Source organism: Histidinibacterium lentulum (genome assembly GCF_003789055.1).
GTDB lineage: Bacteria > Pseudomonadota > Alphaproteobacteria > Rhodobacterales > Rhodobacteraceae > Oceanicola > Oceanicola lentulus.
This window is the reverse complement of record NZ_ML119084.1, coordinates 175611-194655: the sequence shown is the minus strand read 5'-3', so window position 1 is coordinate 194655 and position 19045 is coordinate 175611. Positions and strand designations below refer to the sequence as shown.

At 70.2% G+C, this 19045-nt stretch carries 25 protein-coding genes; 13 read left to right on the top strand and 12 right to left on the bottom strand.

The window, feature by feature from the left end; all coding sequences use genetic code 11:
- Positions 1–266: 266 nt before the first annotated feature.
- Complete coding sequence (locus EAT49_RS09200) at positions 267–488, bottom strand: YdcH family protein (RefSeq protein WP_123642028.1); 222 nt, start codon at positions 486–488, stop codon at positions 267–269.
- 179 nt (positions 489–667) lie between these two features.
- Between EAT49_RS09200 and EAT49_RS09195 the strand changes: the two genes are divergently transcribed.
- The 7 genes from EAT49_RS09195 to EAT49_RS09165 all read left to right on the top strand — a co-directional run bounded on the left by EAT49_RS09195 (position 668) and on the right by EAT49_RS09165 (position 6524).
- Positions 668–1078: an Hsp20 family protein gene (locus EAT49_RS09195; RefSeq protein ID WP_123642027.1), complete on the top strand. Its 411-nt coding sequence runs from the start codon at positions 668–670 to the stop codon at positions 1076–1078.
- A gap of 3 nt (positions 1079–1081) precedes the next feature.
- Positions 1082–1306 (top strand): DUF1150 family protein, encoded by a 225-nt coding sequence (locus EAT49_RS09190; RefSeq protein WP_123642026.1) that lies wholly within the window; start codon positions 1082–1084, stop codon positions 1304–1306.
- Positions 1307–1385: 79 nt separating this feature from the next.
- Positions 1386–2429, top strand: coding sequence for a succinylglutamate desuccinylase/aspartoacylase family protein (locus EAT49_RS09185; RefSeq protein WP_123642025.1), 1044 nt, complete (start codon positions 1386–1388; stop codon positions 2427–2429).
- Positions 2430–2540: 111 nt separating this feature from the next.
- Positions 2541–3920: a DUF1800 domain-containing protein gene (locus EAT49_RS09180; protein WP_123642024.1), complete on the top strand. Its 1380-nt coding sequence runs from the start codon at positions 2541–2543 to the stop codon at positions 3918–3920.
- Positions 3921–3928: 8 nt separating this feature from the next.
- Positions 3929–5098: a DUF1501 domain-containing protein gene (locus EAT49_RS09175; RefSeq protein WP_123642316.1), complete on the top strand. Its 1170-nt coding sequence runs from the start codon at positions 3929–3931 to the stop codon at positions 5096–5098.
- Positions 5095–5910 carry an NAD-dependent epimerase/dehydratase family protein gene (locus EAT49_RS09170; RefSeq protein WP_425459522.1) on the top strand — a complete coding sequence of 272 codons (816 nt, stop codon included), beginning with the start codon at positions 5095–5097 and terminating at the stop codon, positions 5908–5910. Before EAT49_RS09175 ends, EAT49_RS09170 begins: the two co-directional genes overlap by 4 nt.
- Positions 5907–6524 carry a sugar transferase gene (locus EAT49_RS09165; RefSeq protein WP_123642022.1) on the top strand — a complete coding sequence of 206 codons (618 nt, stop codon included), beginning with the start codon at positions 5907–5909 and terminating at the stop codon, positions 6522–6524. The genes EAT49_RS09170 and EAT49_RS09165 overlap by 4 nt, the downstream gene beginning before the upstream one ends.
- Before the next feature lie 60 nt (positions 6525–6584).
- On the opposite strand, the gene EAT49_RS21115 is transcribed toward EAT49_RS09165, so the two are convergent.
- Positions 6585–6761, bottom strand: coding sequence for a hypothetical protein (locus tag EAT49_RS21115; RefSeq protein ID WP_185020708.1), 177 nt, complete (start codon positions 6759–6761; stop codon positions 6585–6587).
- A gap of 114 nt (positions 6762–6875) precedes the next feature.
- Positions 6876–7592 carry a response regulator gene (locus EAT49_RS09160; protein ID WP_123642021.1) on the bottom strand — a complete coding sequence of 239 codons (717 nt, stop codon included), beginning with the start codon at positions 7590–7592 and terminating at the stop codon, positions 6876–6878.
- A gap of 148 nt (positions 7593–7740) precedes the next feature.
- On the opposite strand from EAT49_RS09160, the gene mce reads away from it, so the two are divergent.
- Complete coding sequence (gene mce / locus EAT49_RS09155; RefSeq protein ID WP_123642020.1) at positions 7741–8145, top strand: methylmalonyl-CoA epimerase; 405 nt, start codon at positions 7741–7743, stop codon at positions 8143–8145.
- Complete coding sequence (locus tag EAT49_RS09150; protein ID WP_123642019.1) at positions 8145–8453, top strand: DUF1467 family protein; 309 nt, start codon at positions 8145–8147, stop codon at positions 8451–8453. Before mce ends, EAT49_RS09150 begins: the two co-directional genes overlap by 1 nt.
- Positions 8454–8706: 253 nt before the next feature.
- Here EAT49_RS09150 and EAT49_RS09145 read toward each other — a convergent pair whose 3' ends face one another.
- From EAT49_RS09145 to EAT49_RS09130, 4 genes are all read right to left on the bottom strand, one after another.
- A complete protein-coding gene (locus tag EAT49_RS09145; protein WP_123642018.1) occupies positions 8707–9366 on the bottom strand; it encodes a DUF2306 domain-containing protein in 660 nt (219 codons plus the stop codon).
- Entirely contained in the window at positions 9363–10052 is a 690-nt protein-coding gene (locus EAT49_RS09140; protein WP_123642017.1) for an EI24 domain-containing protein, read from the bottom strand. The genes EAT49_RS09145 and EAT49_RS09140 overlap by 4 nt, the downstream gene beginning before the upstream one ends.
- Positions 10049–10627: a nitroreductase family protein gene (locus tag EAT49_RS09135; RefSeq protein WP_123642016.1), complete on the bottom strand. Its 579-nt coding sequence runs from the start codon at positions 10625–10627 to the stop codon at positions 10049–10051. Before EAT49_RS09135 ends, EAT49_RS09140 begins: the two co-directional genes overlap by 4 nt.
- Before the next feature lie 82 nt (positions 10628–10709).
- Positions 10710–10982, bottom strand: a complete 273-nt coding sequence (locus EAT49_RS09130; protein WP_123642015.1) for a hypothetical protein — start codon at positions 10980–10982, stop codon at positions 10710–10712.
- Positions 10983–11130: 148 nt separating this feature from the next.
- Between EAT49_RS09130 and EAT49_RS09125 the strand changes: the two genes are divergently transcribed.
- Positions 11131–11889, top strand: coding sequence for a M48 family metallopeptidase (locus EAT49_RS09125; protein ID WP_123642014.1), 759 nt, complete (start codon positions 11131–11133; stop codon positions 11887–11889).
- A gap of 4 nt (positions 11890–11893) precedes the next feature.
- Here the strand turns inward: EAT49_RS09125 and trhA are convergent, their stop codons facing one another.
- Positions 11894–12571, bottom strand: coding sequence for a PAQR family membrane homeostasis protein TrhA (gene trhA / locus EAT49_RS09120; protein WP_123642013.1), 678 nt, complete (start codon positions 12569–12571; stop codon positions 11894–11896).
- A gap of 124 nt (positions 12572–12695) precedes the next feature.
- Between trhA and EAT49_RS09115 the strand changes: the two genes are divergently transcribed.
- Complete coding sequence (locus tag EAT49_RS09115) at positions 12696–12950, top strand: DUF6455 family protein (protein ID WP_123642012.1); 255 nt, start codon at positions 12696–12698, stop codon at positions 12948–12950.
- Here the strand turns inward: EAT49_RS09115 and EAT49_RS09110 are convergent.
- Positions 12905–13318, bottom strand: coding sequence for a thiol-disulfide oxidoreductase DCC family protein (locus EAT49_RS09110; protein WP_123642011.1), 414 nt, complete (start codon positions 13316–13318; stop codon positions 12905–12907). The genes EAT49_RS09115 and EAT49_RS09110 overlap by 46 nt on opposite strands.
- Positions 13319–13756: 438 nt before the next feature.
- Here EAT49_RS09110 and msrB point away from each other — a divergent pair, with 438 nt between their 5' ends.
- Positions 13757–14260 carry a peptide-methionine (R)-S-oxide reductase MsrB gene (msrB, locus tag EAT49_RS09105; protein ID WP_123642010.1) on the top strand — a complete coding sequence of 168 codons (504 nt, stop codon included), beginning with the start codon at positions 13757–13759 and terminating at the stop codon, positions 14258–14260.
- Positions 14261–14263: 3 nt separating this feature from the next.
- Here msrB and rimO read toward each other — a convergent pair whose 3' ends face one another.
- The gene (gene rimO / locus EAT49_RS09100; RefSeq protein WP_123642009.1) at positions 14264–15637 is read right to left on the bottom strand and encodes a 30S ribosomal protein S12 methylthiotransferase RimO; all 1374 of its coding nucleotides are present in this window, start codon (positions 15635–15637) and stop codon (positions 14264–14266) included.
- Between the two features lie 215 nt (positions 15638–15852).
- On the opposite strand from rimO, the gene EAT49_RS09095 reads away from it, so the two are divergent.
- A complete protein-coding gene (locus tag EAT49_RS09095) occupies positions 15853–17469 on the top strand; it encodes a site-specific DNA-methyltransferase (RefSeq protein WP_123642008.1) in 1617 nt (538 codons plus the stop codon).
- A 225-nt stretch (positions 17470–17694) separates the two neighbouring features.
- Here EAT49_RS09095 and EAT49_RS09090 read toward each other — a convergent pair whose 3' ends face one another.
- Both EAT49_RS09090 and EAT49_RS21110 read right to left on the bottom strand, forming a co-directional pair.
- Positions 17695–18669 (bottom strand): quinone oxidoreductase family protein, encoded by a 975-nt coding sequence (locus EAT49_RS09090; protein WP_123642007.1) that lies wholly within the window; start codon positions 18667–18669, stop codon positions 17695–17697.
- Positions 18670–18803: 134 nt separating this feature from the next.
- Complete coding sequence (locus tag EAT49_RS21110) at positions 18804–18941, bottom strand: hypothetical protein (protein ID WP_185020707.1); 138 nt, start codon at positions 18939–18941, stop codon at positions 18804–18806.
- Positions 18942–19045 lie beyond the last annotated feature (104 nt).

Below are 19045 nucleotides of genomic sequence, written 5' to 3'. Positions count from 1 at the left end.
ATTGGGCGTCGGGGCGAGCGTTGCGGACGCGCCTGTACCGGACATGGCGGGCCGGTCGCTGGTGCGGTGTAGGGGCCGCGCGCGGCGGGGACGTCGGGGGGGCGGGCCAGGTGCTGAGGCGAGGTCGCGGGTGGGGGCGCCGCGGCGGGCGATTGCGGCGGCTCCTGCGGTGTCGGGATCGGTCGCCACGACAGCCCCGCCGCGGGGCCGCACCCTTGCAGGCGCTCAGATCTGCGTGCCGGAGGAAGGCCCAGGGGGCCGGGCCCTCAGGCGATGATGTCCGGCGTGATCCTGTCCTCGAGGAGCTGGATCCGGTCCTTCAGGTGCAGCTTCTGCTTTTTCAGGCGGCGGATCGTCAGCATGTCGGACGGGCTGTTGCGCTCCTCCAGCGCCCGGATCGCCTGGTCGAGATCGCGATGCTCCTGGCGCAGGACCGAGAGTTCGACCTTCAGGACCTCGATCTGTTCCATCCGGGCGGAGGTGTTCATGGCGGCGGCGCACTCCTCTGGCGAGGCCCCGAGCATAGCGCCCGGAACGGTCCCGGCATAGCCCCCGCGACACGCGGCGGAGCCCTTGCGGCCCGCCTCGCGAGGCCCCATATTTCGCGGGCGGTCGCCGTTGCGGGGCCGAATGAAGGACAGTCGCTTACACCAAGGACATGTCGCGAATGACGAAACTCACGCTGGGGGCCCACCCGTTCCTGCTCGGCTTCGAGGAGCTCGAGCGCCTTGTCGAGAGGACCGCGAAATCGGCGGACGGCTACCCCCCCTACAACATCGAGCAGACATCGCCGACCTCCTACCGGATCACGCTGGCCGTGGCCGGCTTTTCCGAGCGCGATCTCGCGATCACGCTGGAGGACAACCAGCTGGTGATCCGCGGCCGGCAGCGCGACGACGGCGACGGTCGGGTCTTCCTGCACCGCGGAATCGCGGCGCGCCAGTTCCAGCGCAGTTTCGTGCTGGCGGAGGGCGTGGACGTGGGCGAGGCCTCGATGGAGAACGGCCTTCTGCATGTCGATCTGAACCGGCACGTGCCGGAGAGCGTTGTCCAGACGATAGAGATCCGGAGGAAGTGACCGATGGCCATTCCCAAGAGTTTCGACCAGCTCGACAATCGCATCGTGTATGTAAAACCGGTGGCGGTGGCCGACCTGCCCGACGAGCTGCGCGAGCAGGCGGGCGACCTGGAGCAGATCTTTGCCGTGCATGATGCGCAGGGCCAGCAGCTCGCCCTGGTGGCGGACCGGCGGATGGCCTTTGCGCTGGCCCGGCAGAACCACATGTCGCCGATGACGGTGCACTGACACCCCGATGTCGTGGCGCGGGTCTTGCGCCCGGGCCGCGGCTGTGACGTTCTCGGGGCCTGGCGCAGCGGAGGCGAACGTGTCGGTGCAGGCCCCTTTCGACATTGCCGGTACGCTGGTCCGGCCCGGGTCGCGGGCGCGGGTCGAATTGCCCGTGTCGGTCCTCTCGGATCACACGCCGGTAAGCCTGTCGGTGGAGGTGGTTCACGGCAGGCTGCCCGGCCCCACGGTCTTTGTCAGCGCGGCGGTTCATGGCGACGAGGTGATCGGCGTGGAGATCGCGCGTCGGCTGCTGCGCTCTCCGGTGCTTCGGGGCCTGCGGGGCACGCTGCTGGTGGTGCCGATCGTCAATTCCTTCGGCTTTCTGAACCGGTCCCGGTACCTGCCGGACCGCCGCGACCTGAACCGCTCGTTTCCGGGGAGCCCCACGGGATCGCTTGCGGCGCGGCTGGCGGATCTCTTCCTGAGGGAGATCGTGCTGCGCTGCGATCTGGGCATCGACCTCCATTCCGCCGCGATCCACCGCACGAACCTGCCGCAGATCCGGATCAGCCCGGATGACCCCTCGCTGCCGCCGCTGGCGGAGGCCTTCGGCGCGCCGGTGGTGATCACCTCGCCGGTCCGGCCCGGCACCCTGCGCGGCGAGGCGGAGCGGCGGGGGGTCGATATTCTGCTTTACGAGGCGGGCGAGGGGCTGCGGTTCGACGAGATGGCGGTGCGGACGGGCGTCGCGGGCGTGCTGCGCGTGCTGCATCATCGGGGCATGGTCTCGGCCCGTGGCATCCGGCGCCCGAAGAGCGGGCCCCTGGTGGCCACGGAGACGGTCTGGCTGAGGGCGCCGCGGGGCGGGCTCTTCCGGGCGTTCCGTGCCGATGGCGAGGCGGTGGAGGAGGGCACGCTGCTGGCGGCGGTCAGCGGGCCGTTCGGGGAGACCGAGACCGAGGTCGTGGCGCCCTTCTCGGGGCTGATCGTCGGGCGGGCGGTCATGCCGATCGTCAACGAGGGCGACGCGATCTTTCACCTCGCCAGGGTCTCGCGGCCCGACGGCGCGGGCGCGGCGCTGGAGGAGATCGCCCGCCATCACAGCCGCGATCCGCTGTTCGACGAGGACGAGATCATCTGACGCCCGCGCAGGTTTCCGCGCTCCCCCGCATCGGGCGCGGGACGCAGGCCGCGCGATCGGGTAGGATGCGGAGCACGGACCCCGGGCCGGGGCAGAGGACCACAGTCGACGATGTACGACCCCTATCTTGCCGAGATCCGGTTCGGGACCGGCCTTTCGCCGCGGCGTCAGCCGCCCGCCCGTCTGGACGACATGCTGGAGAAGCTGGCCGGGCCGGACGTCATGGCGGAGGCTTTTCCGATCCCGCGGACGGAGCGGATGCGCCCCGCGGAGGCGGAGCTTCATGCCGCGGTGCAGGCGGTGCGCCGGGCGCCGGCGGCCGGGCTCGAAGCGGCGCGCCGCGCGCGCGAGGCGCTGTTCGAGGAGGCGCGGCGTCAGCGGGACCGCGCCCTTGTCCACACGCTCCTGAGAGGCGCGCGTACGCGGGACGGGATGCGGGAGCGGCTCGTCGCCTTCTGGGCCAATCATTTCACGGTGGTGCCACGCTACGGCTCGACCCGTCACCTTGTCGCCTCTTACGTCGAGGACGTGATCCGGCCCCATGTGACCGGCCGGTTCGGGGACATGCTGCGCGCCGTCGTCCGGCATCCGATGATGCTGCATTACCTCGATCAGCACCGGTCGATCGGACCGAACTCGCAGTACGGGCGCGATACCGGGCGGGGGCTGAACGAGAACCTGGCGCGCGAGTTGCTGGAGCTTCACACCGTCGGGGCCGGAGGGCCCTATGGCCAGAAGGACGTGCGCGAACTGGCGGAGCTCCTGTCCGGGCTTTTCTCCAACACGCGGCGGGGGTTTCACTACCGCGTGATGACCGCGGAACCGGGGGCCGAGGAGGTGCTGGGACGCAGCTACGGCACTCCGGGAGGGCCGGAACGCCTGGAGCATGTCGAGGCGTTCCTCGCGGATGTGGCCGTCCATCCGGCGACGGCGCGGCATCTTGCGGGAAAGCTGGTGCGCCATTTCCTGAGCGATGTGCCCGATCCCGCAGTGGTGGACCGGGTCGCCGGCACCTGGCGCGCGACGGGGGGCGATCTTCTGGCCTGTTACGACGCGCTGCTGTCGCATCCCGCGGCCTGGGCGCCCGAGCGGCGCAAGGTGCGGCTGCCGGTCGAATATCTGCAGGCGGCGCTCCGCGCGCTCGATCCGCCGGACCGCGAGGTGCGCAACCATGAGCGGCGGATCGTCCAGGTGCGCTACCGGAGGCCGCTCCTGCGGATGGGGCAGGAGTGGGAGAACCCGCTCAGCCCGGCGGGCTTCCCCGACCGTGTGTCGGATTGGGTGACGCCGCAGGGCCTTGCCGCGCGCATCGACTGGGCGATGGAGATTCCCTCGCAGCTCGCCGATCCGCTGCCCGATCCGAGACGGCTGGCGGAGGTGGCGCTGGGGCCCTTCGCCACCGAAGAGGTGCTGTTCGCCGCGCGGGCCGCCGAGACCCGGGCCGAGGGCGTGGGGCTGATCCTCGCCTCGGCAGCATTCCAGAGGAGATGACGATGGGCATGGGGCGCAGGCAATTCCTGGTGCGCGGTCTCGCGCTGGGCTGTTCGGCGGCGGCGAGCCCGCTGGTCACGCCCGTGGCGATGGCCGCCGCGCCGTGGGAGCAGCGGCTCGTCGTGATCCTGCTGAGGGGCGCGATGGACGGGCTCGACGTGGTGCGGCCGCTGGGGGACCGGGATTTCGCCGCGTTGCGGCCGGACCTGACGGGGGCGACCGGGCACCGGGACCTCGACGGGTACTTTGCGCTCCATGAGGGGCTCGGCGCGCTGATGCCGCTCTGGCGCGCGGGAGAGCTGTCCTTTGCCCATGCGGTTTCCACGCCCTACCGGGACCGGCGCAGCCATTTCGACGGGCAGGACCTGCTGGAGGCGGGGGTGCCCGACCTCGAAAGCGGGGTGCATGACGGCTGGCTGAACCGGATGCTCGCCACCGTGCCGGGGCTGGAGCCAGAAATCGCCTATGCGGTCGAGGAACGGGCCATGCTGATCCTGTCGGGGGAGGCGCCGGTGTCGAGTTGGGCGCCCGCCGTGCGGATGCGGCTGAGCCCGGCGACGGAGGAGCTCCTGGCCCATGTCTGGCACGACGATCCACTGTTCCGGGAGGCGGGTGGGGCGGCGCTTTCCATCGCGCGCACGGTGCGCGACGGCGACGGGTCGGGCGAGGCGGTGGGGCAGGGACCCCATGTGGAGCTGGCGCGATTCGTGGCCGAGCGGCTGATGGGCGACACGCGGATCGCGTCTTTCTCGATCAACGGCTGGGACACGCACCAGAGCCAGGGGCCGCGGATCAGGCGGGTGCTTGAGGATCTCGGCGAGACGATCCTGACGCTGAAGGCGGGCCTGTCGGCGGAGGCCTGGGCGCGGACGGCGGTGGTCTGCATGACCGAGTTCGGGCGCACCGCGCGGCAGAACGGCAGCAACGGCACCGATCACGGCACGGGCGGCGCGATGGTGCTGGCCGGGGGGGCGGTGCGCGGCGGGCGGGTGCTTAGCGATTGGCCCGGGCTCGGCGAGGCCGATCTCTACAACCGCCGCGACCTGATGCCGACGCGGGACGTGCGCGCCCATGCGGGCTGGCTGCTGCGGGGTCTTTACGGTCTGCCCGGGCAGACGATCGAGGGGGCGGTCTTTCCGGGGCTGGAGCTTGGCGCCGATCCGGGGCTGCTGCTCTGACGACCTGGCTTCTTCTGGGCGCGACCGGCCGGGTCGGGCGGATGCTGCGCCGGCACTGGGCCGGGGCGCCGCCGGAGGGCGTGCACCTCGTGGCGCAGTCGCGGCGGGCGGGCGAGGGCTGTCTCGAGTGGGATCCGCTGGACCCGGACCCGCCGGTCCGGGCGGACGTGGTGCTGGCCTTTGCCGGTGTGGTGCCCGCGCCGGGGGCGGATCTGTCGCTGAACGTCGCGCTGGGGCGCGGGGCGGTGGAGACGGCGCGGCGCATCGGGGCGCGGCGGGTGCTGCTGGCCTCGTCCTCGGCGGTCTACGGGCCGGGCCGCGCGGTGGCGGAGACGGCGCCCTGCCGGCCCGTGAATGCCTATGGCGCGGCGAAGCTGGAGATGGAGGAGGCCGTGGCGGGAGCGGAGGTGGAGACCGTCTGCCTCAGGATCGGCAATGTCGCCTGGGCCGATTCGCTCCTCGGGGGGATGGCGCCGGGGCGTGAGGTGCTTCTCGACCGGTTCACCGATGGGGGCGGACCGATGCGCAGCTACATCGGGCCGCGGGAGCTGGCGCGGGTGCTCGAAAGTCTCGCCCGCGCCGAGGCGCCGCTGCCGCCGCTGCTGAACGTGGCGGCGCCGGAGCCCGTGGCCATGGAGGCGCTGCTCGAGGCGGCGGGCGCGGCGTGGCGCTGGCAGGAGGCGCCGGCCTCGGCGGTGCAATGGGTGACGCTCGACTGTGCCCGGCTTGCGGCGGTGCATCGGTTTACGGGGGGCGAGGGGAGCGCCATGGCCTTGATCGCGGAGGGAGAGGGCGTCAAGGACGCGCCATGACGCCTCTCAAACGCGCTTTCGATCTCGTCGTGGCCCTCGGGCTGGCGGTGCTGCTGGGGCCGGTGATCCTCGGCCTCGCGCTGTGGATCCGGGTGCGGGAGGGCGCGCCGGTGTTCTATGTCTCGGAGCGGATGAAGACGCCGAAGGAGGGGTTTTCCCTGGTGAAGTTCCGCACCATGACCGTGGCGGAGCGCGACAGCGGCGTCTCGGGCGGGGACAAGGCGGCGCGGATCACGCCCATCGGGCGGATCCTGCGGCGCACGCGGCTCGACGAGTTGCCGCAGCTGTGGAACGTGATCCGGGGGGACATCAGCTTCGTCGGGCCGAGGCCGCCGCTGCGGGAGTATGTGGAGCGGTTTCCGGAGCTTTATTCCGAGGTCCTGAAGGCGCGCCCCGGGATCACCGGCCTTGCGACGCTGGTCTACCACGGCCACGAGGAGCGGCTTCTGGCGCGCTGCGCGACGGCCGAGGAGACGGATGCGGTCTATGCCCGTGCCTGCGTGCCGCGGAAGGCGCATCTGGATCTCATCTACCGGGACAACCGCACGCTCTGCTGGGACATCGCGCTGATGTGGCGGACGGTGCGGCCGAAGGGGCGGGCCCGGCGCGGCTAGGCCGGGCTTCGGTTTCGCGGCTGCGGAACCGGAAGGGGCGTCGGCGGACCGCCGGGGGGGTCAGGCTTCCCCGATCGTCTGAGGGAGGCCCTGGTCGGAGGCGAGGGGCCGCGTTTCGGGCAGGGTCGCGGCCAGGACGGCCGTGGACAGCATCACCACGCCCGCGCCGAGCACGATCCAGTCGACGGCCCTGCTGCCCAACTTGTCGTCCCAGTATCTCTCGATCAGCCTGGCCATGGGGAACCTCCGGTTGCGGGGGCGCTCGGGCATCGCGCGCGGGAGCAGGCGACAGGACGACCGTGCCCCGGGAATGCGGCGGCAATGGGCCTGTGATGGGGAGCTTTGTGGCCCTCAGAGCGCGGCGTGCGCGGCAATCCGGTGCTCGAGGAGGGCAGAAAGGGTGGCGAGTTCCGGCGCGCCCGCCTGTCCGGCGGCGCGGCGCGCCATCAGCCGGTCCACGGCATCGCCGAGCGCCCGGTCGCCGGCGCTGTGGGCCAGACCGGCGAGAAAGCGCGCCACATAGTCGACCGTGCCGTCCTCCCGCGGGTCCGACAGGTGGCGGCGGGCGGCGGCGAGGTCGTCGCGCAGGGCGATGCTGTCGGGCGCGACCTCGGCCGAAGGGGCGAGACGCGGGCCGCTGGGGCGCCGGTCCGGCGGCAGCGCGGAGAGGATCGACTGCTGGAAGGCGGCGAGCGAGGTGAGGGGTTTCGGCAGGAAGGCCCGTGCGCCCGCGGCCAGGGCGCGCGGTCCCGCCCCGGGATCGCCACTGGTGGCGAGGATCACGTCGATGGGGGGGCTGGCGGCCGCCACCTCGGCCAGCAGGTCCTCTCCGGACCCGTCGGGCAGGCCCAGATCGACGAGCATGCAGGTCGGTCTGTAGATGCGCAGGTGGCGCCGGGCATTGGCAAGGCTGTCGGCCCGGCGGATGCGGGCACCGGACCGCAGGCACATCAGGCGCACGGCCTCGGAGGCGAAGCGGCTGTCCTCGACCAGAAGGACGGTCACGCCGAGGAGCGGGCGCGCGGCGGTCGGCGCGCGGTGGGGCAGCAGGTCGTCGGCGTCGGTCATGGGTCCATCCAGCGGCTGTCACGAATGCGACTCACTCTGGCGCAGGGTGGTGAATCCCGTGCTAACAGCCCGCGACCTCTGCGCGCGCCCGCTTGTGGGGCCCGCGGGCGGTGCCCATAACACCGGGACAGTCGCCAAGGAGACGCCCATGATCGGCCGCCTGAACCATGTCGCCATCGCCGTGCCCGATCTCGAGGCGGCATCCGAGCAATATCGGGGCACGCTGGGCGCCGAGGTCGGCCTGCCGCAGGACGAACCGGATCACGGCGTCACGGTGGTCTTCATCGCCCTGCCCAATACCAAGATCGAGCTGCTGCATCCGCTGGGCGAGGACAGTCCGATCCGGGGCTTCCTGGACAAGAACCCCGCGGGGGGCATCCATCACATCTGCTACGAGGTGGAGGACATCCTCGCCGCGCGCGACCGGCTGGCGGCGGGCGGCGCGCGGGTGTTGGGCGGAGGCGAGCCGAAGATCGGCGCCCATGGCAAACCGGTTCTGTTCCTGCATCCGAAGGATTTCAACGGCTGCCTGATCGAGCTGGAGCAGGTCTGATGGGGATCACCTCCGCGCTCGTGCTCTATGCCGTGATCTGGTTCATGATCCTGTTCATCGTGCTGCCGCTGCGCCTGACGACCCAGGGCGACGCAGGCGAGGTGGTGCCGGGCACGCACAAGTCGGCGCCGGCGGATTTCCGGCCGAAGCAGAAGGTGCGGGTGGTGACGATCTGGGCCACGCTGGCCTGGGTGATCATCGCGGGCACGATCTGGTCGGGCGCGATCACGGTGCGCGATCTCGACTGGTTCGACCGGATGTCGACGCCCGAGGTGGAGTTGCGCGCGCGCGAGGCGGCCGAGGATTGATCACGGCCGGCGTTGCGCGTTCCCCCTCCCTACCGCCCTTTACCCTGGGCCGATTCGGTTAAGGCTGGATTGATCGCCGATTGACTTTCGTCCGGACGTCTGGGTGTCTGGATGTCTGGGTGTCTGGGTGTCTGGGTGTCTGGGTGTCTGGGTGTCTGGGTGTCTGGGTGTCTGGGTGTCTGGGTGTCATGCATCGGTGTCGGTGACGTGCCAGCCGCCGTCAGTGCAGCGGCAGCACAGCCGCTCCGGGCGATCAGAGCCGAGGCTCCGGCCGCACCCTGATCCACAGTTCCACCAAGGCCAGATAGGGCAGGTAGAAGGCGAAGACCTGTACCCGGTCGAAGGCCCCCGTGAAGGCGTCGTTCGAGGCGGCGCCCCCCGTGGCGATCTCCCAGAGTGCGTAGTGCAGGCGGTAGAGGAACGAGGCCACGGCCAGAACGAAAAGGCGCAGCGCCCAGTTGCGGTGGCGCCGGATGTCGCGGGCCCGGGCGAAGCGGACGGTCTGGACGACGGCGAGGCCCATCAGGAGTCCGAAGAGGGCGAAGCCCGCGCTCATCGGCGGGCCGCCGATGGTACCCCGCAACGCGATGTAGGCGAGCCCGCCCAACGCCGCCACCAGCGCCGCGGCGACGGTGACGCGCCCCGCCCAGCGGTGCCATGCGGGCCAGCGGCGGCGCAGGGCGGGCACCAGCTGGAGGGGCGCGAGGATCGTGATGATCCCGCCCGTGACCATGTGCAGCGCGATGGCGCCGTTGGCGACGGGCGTCTGGCGTCCGAAGAGGCGGCTCTCGATCCAGAGCCGCTCCGTCAGGCCGCGGAGGCCCAGCTCCACCGCGTAGAGGCCGAAGGGCCAGGCCAGAAGGAGCACGAGCACCGGTCCCGCCGCCCGCGCCCATTCCCCGCGAGCGGTCACCGCGCCTTCACCCGGTGGTAGATATGGGTGAAGGTCGCCGCCCCGAGGATCGGGACGAGGAGGTTCACCAGCGGGATCGTCAGGGGCAGCGCCATCAGGCAGCCGGCGATCCAGATCGTGCCCCTGTTCCGGGCGCGCAGCGCCTTGGCGCCTGCCCGTCCCTCGCGGCGCATGGCGGCGATCTGGAAATACTCGCGGCCGAGCAGGAATCCGTTCAGGCCGTAGAAGATGAACGGACCGGCGAAAGGCACCAGCACGTAGAGCACCACCGCCGCCAGATTGGCCCCGACGAGAAGCCCGAGAAAGGCCGCCGTGTCGTTGATCACGTCGGTCCAGGGCGTCCGCGGGGCCGGCGGCAGGTCCGGATAGTGCCGCTCCTCCACCGCCTGGGCGACGTCGTCGAGGAACAGCGAGGTGATGGCCGAGGCGACGGGCACCATCAGGACGACCGACAGGAAGATCATCAGGAAGAACGACCCGACGCTGAGCAGATCGCCGATCCAGGTGATCTCGCGGTCGCCGGGCAGGTAGATCGGGTCGTTGGTCAGCGCCTCGATCGCCCACAGAAGGACCGCGTAGACCGCCACGAGCAGGGCGAAGGTCAGCGCGATCCCGAGCCAGAAGACCTTGCGAAAGCGGGGGTCGGAGAGCTGGCCCACCGCTTTCAGGAAATCGGCGAGGATCATGCCTCGACCCAGGTCGTGATCGTCTCGAGGTCGGGGCGCGGGCGGTCGGGCGGGGCGGAGGTTTCGGTGCCGAGGTGGATGAACCCGGCGATGCTCTCCCGGGGAGCAAGGCCGAGGTGGGCCTCGATGAAGCCACGGTCGTGGGCGGCCCAGCCCGTCAGCCAGTTGGCGCCCCAGCCAGCGGCCAGCCCCGCGTTCAGAAGGGCGAGGCAGACGGCGCCCGCGGAATGGATCTGCTCGATCTCGGGGATCTTCTCCGAAGGTTTCGGAGAGGCGACGACGGCGACGGCGAGATCCGCGTCGGCGAACTGGCGGGCCATCTTCTCGATGCGCTCCTCCTCCTCGCCGATCTCCGCGCCGCGGGCGGGAACGGCGGCGGCGAGGCGGGTGAGCGCCGGCTTCTTCAGCACGATGAAGCGCCAGGGTTCGAGCTTGCCGTGGTCCGGCGTGCGGGCGGCGGCGGTCAGGATCGTGCGCAGCTCGGCGTCATCCGGCACGGGCGCGGTCAGGGTCTTGGCCGGGCGCGACCGGCGGGTGAGAAGAAAGTCGAGGGCGGCGTCGTTGCGGGCGGGCATGGGCAGGGCTCCTGTCTCTTCGTCCGCTTCCAGCTACCCCGGGGAGAGGGACGTTTCCAGACGAAGCCGCGCGGGCGGGCCGTCAGCCGCGGGAGGTCACGCCCGGCGGCCCGGGGGGCTGGCCCGCGCGGCGCAGGCGGTAGACGCCCTCGGGCAGATTCAGTGCCGCGCCGAGATCGCGGACCTGCGCCATGGAGAGGGTGACCGTCACGTCCCGGTCGAGGCGGGAGTCGTACTGGGTGAGCGTCACGCAATCCTCGAAGGCATGGACGATCACGTCTTCCTTGAGGGGCGTCTCTCCCTCGTCCACGAGGGTCACCGTGGTCGCGTCGAAATCGTGCTCGATGGTGAACATGGCGTCAGACTAGCGGGGCCGGTCCCGGGCCGGAAGGGGTCGCGGACTTGCCGATTGCGTGAGGCGGGTCCGAGACCCCGTGGCCGCGGGGAGGCTTCGTGCTAGAGCTCTGGGACAGAGTTCGTTTCCCGTGATCGAGGTCAGGCAGATGCCTCTTCGTCTCTTCCTTGGCGCCGTTGCGGGCGCCGCCCTGCTCGGTCTGGCAGGCTGTGCCGGGCAACCGTTGCCGGTGCCGGAGACGCGCATTCCGGTCCCCGAGAAGGCGCCCGCACCGGTGCGCGACGCCGCCGTCGCGCTGGAGGCCCGGCGGGCCGCCATGACCTTCGTGCAGGTGGTGGAGCGCGTGGAGCCCGTGGCCGAGGCCGAATGCCGCGCGCGGGCGCCGCAGCTCGACTGCGATTTCCTGATCCTCGTCGACGACAGGCCCGGGATCCCGGCCAATGCCTTCCAGACGGTGAACGAGAGGGGGCAGCCCATCGTGGCCTTCACCCTCGGGTTGATCGCCGATGCGCGCAACGCCGACGAGCTCGCGTTCGTGCTGTCCCACGAGGCGGCCCATCACATCGCGGGCCATCTGGACCGCCAGCGCGAGAACGCCTCGGCGGGGGCGGTCGTCTTCGGCCAGCTTGCCGGGGCGCTCGGCGCGCGGACCGCGGCCGAAGTGGCGCGGGCGCAGGAGATCGGGGCGGTCGTGGGCGCGCGGAGCTATTCGCGGGAGTTCGAGCTCGAGGCGGACCGGCTGGGCGCGATCATCACCGCGCGTGCGGGCTATGATCCGCTGCGGGGGGCGGAGTTCTTCTTCCGCATTCCCGACCCGGGCGATGCCTTCCTGTCGACCCATCCGCCGAACGCCCAGAGGCTGGAGGCGGTCCGGCAGACGGTCGCGGCGCTGCAGGCCGGCGGCTGAGCCCTCAGACCGCCTGGACCGCCACGCCCCATGTGATCGCCGCGAAGAAGCAGGCCGAGGCGGCGAGCACGAAGCCGTGCCAGACTGCGTTCTGATAGCGCAGGTTCTCCCAGTGCAGGAACACCGTTCCGGCCGTGTAGAGCAGCCCGCCGGCAAAGACGAGCGTGGTGCCGCCCGCGGGAAGCTCCTGCGCCAGCGGCCAGATCAGGGCAAGGCTCGACCAGCCGAGAACGAGATAGAGGACGGTGTTGAGGCGTCCCGGCGCGCGGGCGATGAAGAGCTTGATCAGCGCCCCCGCGGCGGCCAGCGTCCAGACGATCCCGAGAACCGCCCAGGCGAAGGTAGAGCCGATCAGGGCCACGAGCGGCGTGTAGGTCCCGGCGATCTTGAGAAAGATCGCCGCATGGTCGAGCCGCCGCAAGCCGGGGCGCAGGCGTTCCCATGGGGTCATGTGATAGCAGGCGGAGATCACGAAGCTGAGGGTCATGGCGGCGCCGTAGACCGAGACCGCGGCGACCATGCCGGGCGGCCGCGCACCGGAGGCGAGCACGATCAGCAGGACCGCGCCGGTGATGGCGAAGCCCGTTCCCACAAGGTGCATCACCCCGTCCGCCACCTTCTCCGGGCGGGAATAGACGGGATAGGCGCTGTCGTAGCCGTTCTCGTAATTCCGGTTGTCCATGGGTCGAGCATATCCTTCGGAGGCGGGAATGACACCTCAACGCCGCGTCCCGGCTTGATCCTGCTCAAATCGCGCGGATGTGATCGGCTCTATGCTCTCCCCGACCCATCGGAGGTGACGGCAGATGAAGACACTAGGCGATGCGAGGGCCCATTTCTGGCTTGTGCAGGGCATGGCCCACCGGCTTGGCGCGGATCTGCCCGGGGCCTTTGCCAGCGGCGAGCTCGGCCCCGGCGAATGGGCCGGGATGATCACCCGCTGCAGGGGATGCAGCCAGCCCGGAGCCTGCCGTGACTGGCTGGACCGGACCGAGACCGCCGAGGCGGCGCCCTCCTACTGCCGCAACTCCGACCGGCTGGCGGAGCTTTCCGGCGACTGATCCCGGCGGGCCATGCGCCGCAGGTGCCAGCGATAGATCGCGGGTGCGAGGAGGCGGTCGTAGCCGAACGACGCCGTCTGGCGGACACCCGGAAGCCCGACAACCCGCGCCAGCCAGCGCCAGCGCGGCATCTGCCGCCAGAGCACCAGGAAAGCGTCCACGCCCGAGGTCACTTCGCCCTCGTGAAGCACGTAGAGCCGGCGCGCGGCGGTGTCCGCGTCGAGGCCCCACTGCGCGAGATCGGGACCATTGAGGTCGTGGAACCGGATCGGCAGGTCACGGGAGTTCGCATAGGTCCGGTAATGCCCGATCTCAAAGGAGCAGACCGGGCAGTGGCCGTTGTAGAGCACTTTGGTTTCCTGCGTCATGACCGAGAGCTAGCCCGTCACCCGCTCCCGTCGCCCCGGCGCCGGCGTCACGACCCCGTGATGTCCCCGTCATGGGCGACGCTATCTCCCGGGGCGGTCAGTCAACGGAGAGGCGGCAGGCGCCGGCCCACCAGCCCTCCCGCGATTCTGGCCGTGGGTCTCCCCGGCTTCGCGCTCGCGGTCGGAACGGAGGATGCCGCACACAACGGGGTCACGGGGGAGCGGGGCGAACCTGTCCACGCCGCCGTGCAGCAGCGCGGGACCGAGCTGCGCGGCGGCACTGGCTCCCGGGCCGATGCGAGCCTCTCGGAGCCTGTCCGGACCGGCGTGGCCGCCCGTGGCCCAGGGGCGGTCACACAACCGCGACCGGTTCGTGCGCTGAAACTTCCGGGCGGGGTCCATACGTTCCTTGCAGCAGATGATCGAAAGGAGGCGAAGATGCCCCGACGCAGAACCTTCCTGACCGCCGGCGCGGCCGCGGCCCTTGTCGCAGCGACCGGCGGCCTCGCCTGGCGTGCCGGCCGCGCCGAGGCCGCGCCCGGCGATTTTCCCCTGAGCCTGACCGAAGCGGAATGGCGCACGCGCCTGACCGAGGAGGAATTCCGCGTGCTTCGGGACCATGGCACCGAAAGGCCCTATTCGAGCCCCCTCGACGCCGAGACCCGCGAGGGCCTCTATGCCTGCGCCGGATGCGGTCAGGAGGTCTATTCCTCGGAGGCCAAGTACGACAGCGGCACCGGCTGGCCGAGCTTCTGGGCGCCGCTGAGCGAGGAGGCGATCGGGACCTCCACGGATTACAAGCTGATCTATCCCCGCACCGAGGTGCATTGCTCGAATTGCGGCGGGCACCTCGGGCATATCTTCGACGACGGTCCCCCGCCCACGGGCAAGCGGCACTGTCTCAACGGCGTGGCGCTGGAGTTCCGGCCGGCGGCGGCCTGAGGCTCAGGGGGCGAGGCGGCCCCAGAGGTCGTACTCGCCCGCCTCGTCCACCTCCACCGTGACGATATCGCCGGGAGAGAGCCCGCCCGTGTCCTCGTCGATGAAGAGGTTGCCGTCGATCTCGGGCGCGTCGGCCGTCGTGCGGCAGGTGGCGATGCCGCCCTCGTCGATCTCGTCGACGATGACCTGCTGAAGGCTCCCCACCTTCGCGGCGAGCCTTGCCTCCGAGATGGCTTGCGCCTTCGCCATGAAGCGGTCCCAGCGGTCCTGCTTGATCTCGTCCGGCACATGGTCCGGCAGCGCGTTCGAGCGGGCGCCCGCCACGTTCTCGTACTGAAAGCACCCCACCCGGTCGAGCTGCGCCTCCTCGAGCCAGTCGAGAAGGTAGGCGAACTCGGCCTCGGTCTCGCCGGGATAGCCCACGATGAAGGTGGAGCGCAGGGCGATGTCGGGGCAGACCGCGCGCCAGGCGGCGATCTCCTCCAGCGTCTTCGTCTGGGCCGAGGGACGGGCCATGCGCTTGAGCGTGTCGGGATGGGCGTGCTGGAACGGGATGTCGAGGTAGGGCAGCACCAGCCCCTCGGCCATCAGGGGGATCAGGTTGCGCACCCGGGGATAGGGGTAGACGTAGTGGAGCCGCACCCAGGCGCCGAGGGAGCCGAGGTCGCGGGCGAGGTCCTCGATATGGGCGCGGTGGCCGCGCTCCTCGGCATGGGCGATGTCGGCGCCGTAGGCGGAGGTGTCCTGGGAGATCACCAGGAGTTCCTTAACCCCGGCCTCCACCAGCCGTTCGGCCTCGCGGATCACGGCATGGGCGGGGCGGCTGGTGAGCCGGCCGCGCATGTCGGGGATGATGCAGAACTTGCAGCGGTGGTTACAGCCCTCGGCGATCTTGAGGTAGCTGTAGTGCCGCGGCGTGAGGGTGACGCCGCTCGCGGGCAGAAGATCGACGAAGGGGTCGGGCTGCGGCGGGACGGCGGCGTGGACGGCGTCGAGGACCTGCTCGTATTGATGCGGGCCGGTGACGGCGAGGACGCGGGGATGGGCGCCGGTGATGTAGTCGGGCTCGGCGCCGAGGCAGCCGGTGACGATCACGCGGCCGTTCTCGCGCAGGGCCTCGCCGATGGCCTCGAGGCTTTCGGCCTTGGCGCTGTCGAGAAAGCCGCAGGTGTTGACGATGACGGCCTCGGCGCCCGCGTAGTCGGCGGAGATGGCGTAGCCTTCGGCGCGCAGGCGGGTGAGGATGCGCTCGCTGTCCACCAGCGCCTTGGGGCAGCCGAGGGAGACCATGCCGATGGTGGGCTGGCCGGGGCGGGCCGGGTCCGCCAGCCGGAGCTTCGGCGCGAGATCGGGGCGGAGATCGGGCGGATTCTGCATCGCGGTGCTGTAGCGGGTTCGGGGCGGGTTGGGAAGGGGGCGGGGCGGGGCGTTACACGATGAAACGGGGGGTCAAGTATATGAAAAGAAAACTGAAAACGGCGAATGCGCCTCGTTGCGGGCGAAGCCGCGACGGGGTTTCCCCGGCGTGCGGGCCGGGTTAGCCTTTCCGAAAGCATCCCCGGGGCAGACTGGGGCGGATCGGGGGCACGGGCATGAATCACCTCTATTACGGCGACAACCTGACGGTGCTGCGGGAGAGCATCGCGGATGAGAGCGTCGATCTGATCTATCTCGACCCGCCGTTCAACTCGAACGCCAGTTACAACGTGCTGTTCCGGGGGCCGAAGGGGAACGAGAGCACGGCGCAGATCGAGGCGTTCGACGACACCTGGCACTGGTCGGACAGCGCGGAAGAGGCGTTTCAGGAGGTGCGGCGCAGCAACAACGCCGCGGCGGCGACGATGCTGACGGCGATGCGGCAGTTCCTCGGGGAGAACGACATGATGGCCTATCTGGCCATGATGGCGGTGCGGCTGCTGGAATTGCACCGGGTGCTGAAGCCCACGGGGTCGCTCTATCTGCACTGCGATCCGACGGCGAGCCATTACCTGAAGATCTTGCTGGATGCGGTGTTTGGGGCAAAGCATTTCTCCCAAGAGATTGTTTGGCGGAGGACCAATTCTCATAACTTCAAGGCTAAGAACTTCCATAGTTCCCACGATATAATTCTCTACTATCGAAAGGGGCTGAAGTTCACATATAATCCGCAATATGGACCATACAGTGAGGCACAGCTGTCGAGGTTCAAGAAAGATAGCAACGGCAGACTCTACAAGGCTGAGAATATGACCGTTGTATCTACGTCGGCTTCACGGAAGTTTACCTGGCGCGGAACAACGCCGCCAGACAACAGGGCTTGGGGCGCCTCCTATGAGCAATTGGAAGAATGGTGGTCAGAAGGGCGTATCCTAAAGAGAAAGGATGGAAGCCCCCGGATGGATGGGCTTGTCTACTATCTTGACGACTTGCCGGGGAAAGTTAGTGATAGTGTTTGGGACGATATAGCTCGTGTTGCGAACATAAGCGAAGAACGCCTCGGCTATCCCACGCAGAAACCCGTCGCCCTGCTCGAACGCATCGTCTCCGCCTCCTCCAATCCCGGCGACGTGGTGCTGGACCCGTTCTGCGGCTGCGGCACCACCGTCCATGCCGCCGAGAAGCTGGGGCGCACATGGATCGGGATCGACGTCACCCACCTTGCCATCGGCCTGATCGAGAAACGGCTGCGCGATGCCTTTCCCGCCGTCGCCTTTACCACCCATGGCGTGCCGCAGGATATTTCCGGCGCGCGCGACCTCGCCCGGCGCGGGCGCGAGGACGGCAAGTATTATTTCGAGTTCGAGAAATGGGCGCTCTCCCTCATCGCCGCCCAGCCCGGCAACCTGTCGAAAAAGGGCGCGGACCGGGGCATCGACGGCAATATCTTCTTCGGCAAGACCGGGCGGGCCATCGTCTCGGTCAAGGCGGGCGACAATGTCTCCGTCGCCATGATCCGCGACCTGCGCGGCGTGATCGAGAGGGAGGGGGCGGAGATCGGCATCTTTCTGACCCTGACCGAGCCGAAACGGACCATGCTGGCCGAGGCCGCGGCGGCGGGCCAGTTCGAGATGGAGGGCTTTGCCCCGGTTCCCCGGCTGCAGGTCGTCAGCGTCGAGGAGGCGCTGTCCTTGCGCGACCGCGCCGTGCGCCTGCCCGCCCGCCGCGACGACGCCTTCCGCAAGGCCGCGCGGGAGGAGGACCGGGGCGCTCAGGGGGCGCTCGATCTGTGACGGTCGCGGCAGGGGCGATGGGGGAGGTGCGCGGAGCGCACCCGACGGGCGGGGGACGGTGCGCTTTGAAGGCGGCACCCTGCGGGGTGGTGTGGCGGGGGACGGTGCGCGTTCAAAGCGCACCCTACGGGGTGGGGTGGCAGGGGCAGGTGCGCGGAGCGCACCCGCAGTGGGCCGCGGTATCGGGGGGCGCGCGGTGACGGCGCACCCCCGGAGGGCCCCGGCTCAGAGCGTGAGGATCGTGGCGCCGGTGGTCCGGCGGCCCTCGAGGGCGCGGTGGGCCTCGGCGATCTCCTCGAGGGGGAAGGTCTGGCCGATCCGGGGGACGACGGCGCCGGTGAGGACCTTGTCGAAGAGGTCGGCGGCCATCTTCTGGCAGGTCGCATAGTCGGAGATGTGGCTGAAGATCGTCTGCCGGGTCAGGAGGAGCGAGCCCATGGCGGCCAGACGGGAGATGTCGAAGGGCGGCACCGGGCCCGAGGCATTGCCGAAGGAGATCATGCAGCCCACGGGCCGCAGGCACTGGAGCGAGCCCTCGAACGTGTCCTTGCCCACGCCGTCCATCACCGCGTCGACGCCGCGGCCCTGGGTCAGCTCCTTCACCCGGGCGACGAAATCCTCTGTGCGGTAGTTGATCGTGTGGGGCGCGCCGTGCTCGGCCGCGAGAGCGCATTTGTCATCCGAGCCCGCGGTGGCGATCAGGGTGATGCCGTCGGATTTCGCCCATTGGCAGGCGATCAGCCCCACGCCCCCGGCGGCGGCGTGAAAGAGCACGGTGTCGCCCGCCGAAAGCGGCACGATCCGGCGGAAGAGGTAATGCACCGTCAGGCCCTTGAGCATGATCGCGGCGGCCTGCTCGAAGGAGATCCCGTCCGGGAGCGGGCAGACCTGGGCCGCGGGCATGACCCGCGCCTCGGAATAGGCGCCGGGGGGCACGGCGGCATAGGCGGCGCGGTCGCCCGGCTTCAGGTGCGTGACGCCCTCGCCCACGGCCTCCACCACGCCCGCGGCCTCCATGCCGAGGGGCACGGGCAGGTCGAGCTTGTAGAGCCCGGTGCGCTGGTAGACGTCGATGAAGTTGAGCCCGACCGCGTGGTGACGGATGCGGATCTGGCCCGGTCCCGGCTCTCCGACCTCTCGGTCGGTGAGTGTGAGCACCTCGGGTCCGCCGGTCTCGCTGATGATGACGGTGCGCGCCATGGTCTGTCCCTCCCTCTTTGCGCGGCGGAGCCTAGCCGCGCGCGGGCCGGCGTCCAGCGAAACCCGACGGGACGCGGGCGCAGGGAGGGTGTGCGCCGCCGGGGACGGCGGCCCGGGTCGCGCCGGTCAGCCCCTCAGCGGGGGCCGCCGGTTTCCAGCGCCGGCACGAAGACCGGCGAGATGTGGTTGCGACTGGAGATGACATCCCCAGATGTGGCACAGGCGGCCAGGAACAGGAGGCCGCACAGGGCGGCGACGATCGGGCGGGACATGCTGCTCATCCTCGTATGTGCCCCGGTTGGCCGGGGTCGATGAAGGAAGGCTAGCAGAAAAAGGACTGTGCCGCAAAGGGTTGAAGTCCCGCGCGGCGGGACTG

Excerpts from the sequence above, each read along its gene's own strand:
- EAT49_RS09180 (WP_123642024.1), top strand. The coding sequence starts at position 2,541 with ATGTACGACCCCTATCTTGCCGAGATCCGGTTCGGGACCGGCCTTTCG.
- mce (WP_123642020.1), top strand. The coding sequence starts at position 7,741 with ATGATCGGCCGCCTGAACCATGTCGCCATCGCCGTGCCCGATCTCGAG.
- EAT49_RS09095 (WP_123642008.1), top strand. The coding sequence starts at position 15,853 with ATGAATCACCTCTATTACGGCGACAACCTGACGGTGCTGCGGGAGAGC.
- EAT49_RS21110 (WP_185020707.1), bottom strand. The coding sequence starts at position 18,941 with ATGTCCCGCCCGATCGTCGCCGCCCTGTGCGGCCTCCTGTTCCTGGCC.
- EAT49_RS09195 (WP_123642027.1), top strand. The coding sequence starts at position 668 with ATGACGAAACTCACGCTGGGGGCCCACCCGTTCCTGCTCGGCTTCGAG.
- EAT49_RS09090 (WP_123642007.1), bottom strand. The coding sequence starts at position 18,669 with ATGGCGCGCACCGTCATCATCAGCGAGACCGGCGGACCCGAGGTGCTC.
- EAT49_RS09190 (WP_123642026.1), top strand. The coding sequence starts at position 1,082 with ATGGCCATTCCCAAGAGTTTCGACCAGCTCGACAATCGCATCGTGTAT.
- rimO (WP_123642009.1), bottom strand. The coding sequence starts at position 15,637 with ATGCAGAATCCGCCCGATCTCCGCCCCGATCTCGCGCCGAAGCTCCGG.
- EAT49_RS09135 (WP_123642016.1), bottom strand. The coding sequence starts at position 10,627 with ATGCCCGCCCGCAACGACGCCGCCCTCGACTTTCTTCTCACCCGCCGG.
- EAT49_RS09130 (WP_123642015.1), bottom strand. The coding sequence starts at position 10,982 with ATGTTCACCATCGAGCACGATTTCGACGCGACCACGGTGACCCTCGTG.
- EAT49_RS09200 (WP_123642028.1), bottom strand. The coding sequence starts at position 488 with ATGAACACCTCCGCCCGGATGGAACAGATCGAGGTCCTGAAGGTCGAA.
- EAT49_RS09150 (WP_123642019.1), top strand. The coding sequence starts at position 8,145 with ATGGGGATCACCTCCGCGCTCGTGCTCTATGCCGTGATCTGGTTCATG.
- EAT49_RS09125 (WP_123642014.1), top strand. The coding sequence starts at position 11,131 with ATGCCTCTTCGTCTCTTCCTTGGCGCCGTTGCGGGCGCCGCCCTGCTC.
- EAT49_RS09175 (WP_123642316.1), top strand. The coding sequence starts at position 3,929 with ATGGGGCGCAGGCAATTCCTGGTGCGCGGTCTCGCGCTGGGCTGTTCG.
- EAT49_RS09115 (WP_123642012.1), top strand. The coding sequence starts at position 12,696 with ATGAAGACACTAGGCGATGCGAGGGCCCATTTCTGGCTTGTGCAGGGC.
- EAT49_RS09140 (WP_123642017.1), bottom strand. The coding sequence starts at position 10,052 with ATGATCCTCGCCGATTTCCTGAAAGCGGTGGGCCAGCTCTCCGACCCC.
- trhA (WP_123642013.1), bottom strand. The coding sequence starts at position 12,571 with ATGGACAACCGGAATTACGAGAACGGCTACGACAGCGCCTATCCCGTC.
- EAT49_RS09110 (WP_123642011.1), bottom strand. The coding sequence starts at position 13,318 with ATGACGCAGGAAACCAAAGTGCTCTACAACGGCCACTGCCCGGTCTGC.
- EAT49_RS09160 (WP_123642021.1), bottom strand. The coding sequence starts at position 7,592 with ATGACCGACGCCGACGACCTGCTGCCCCACCGCGCGCCGACCGCCGCG.
- EAT49_RS21115 (WP_185020708.1), bottom strand. The coding sequence starts at position 6,761 with ATGGCCAGGCTGATCGAGAGATACTGGGACGACAAGTTGGGCAGCAGG.
- msrB (WP_123642010.1), top strand. The coding sequence starts at position 13,757 with ATGCCCCGACGCAGAACCTTCCTGACCGCCGGCGCGGCCGCGGCCCTT.
- EAT49_RS09165 (WP_123642022.1), top strand. The coding sequence starts at position 5,907 with ATGACGCCTCTCAAACGCGCTTTCGATCTCGTCGTGGCCCTCGGGCTG.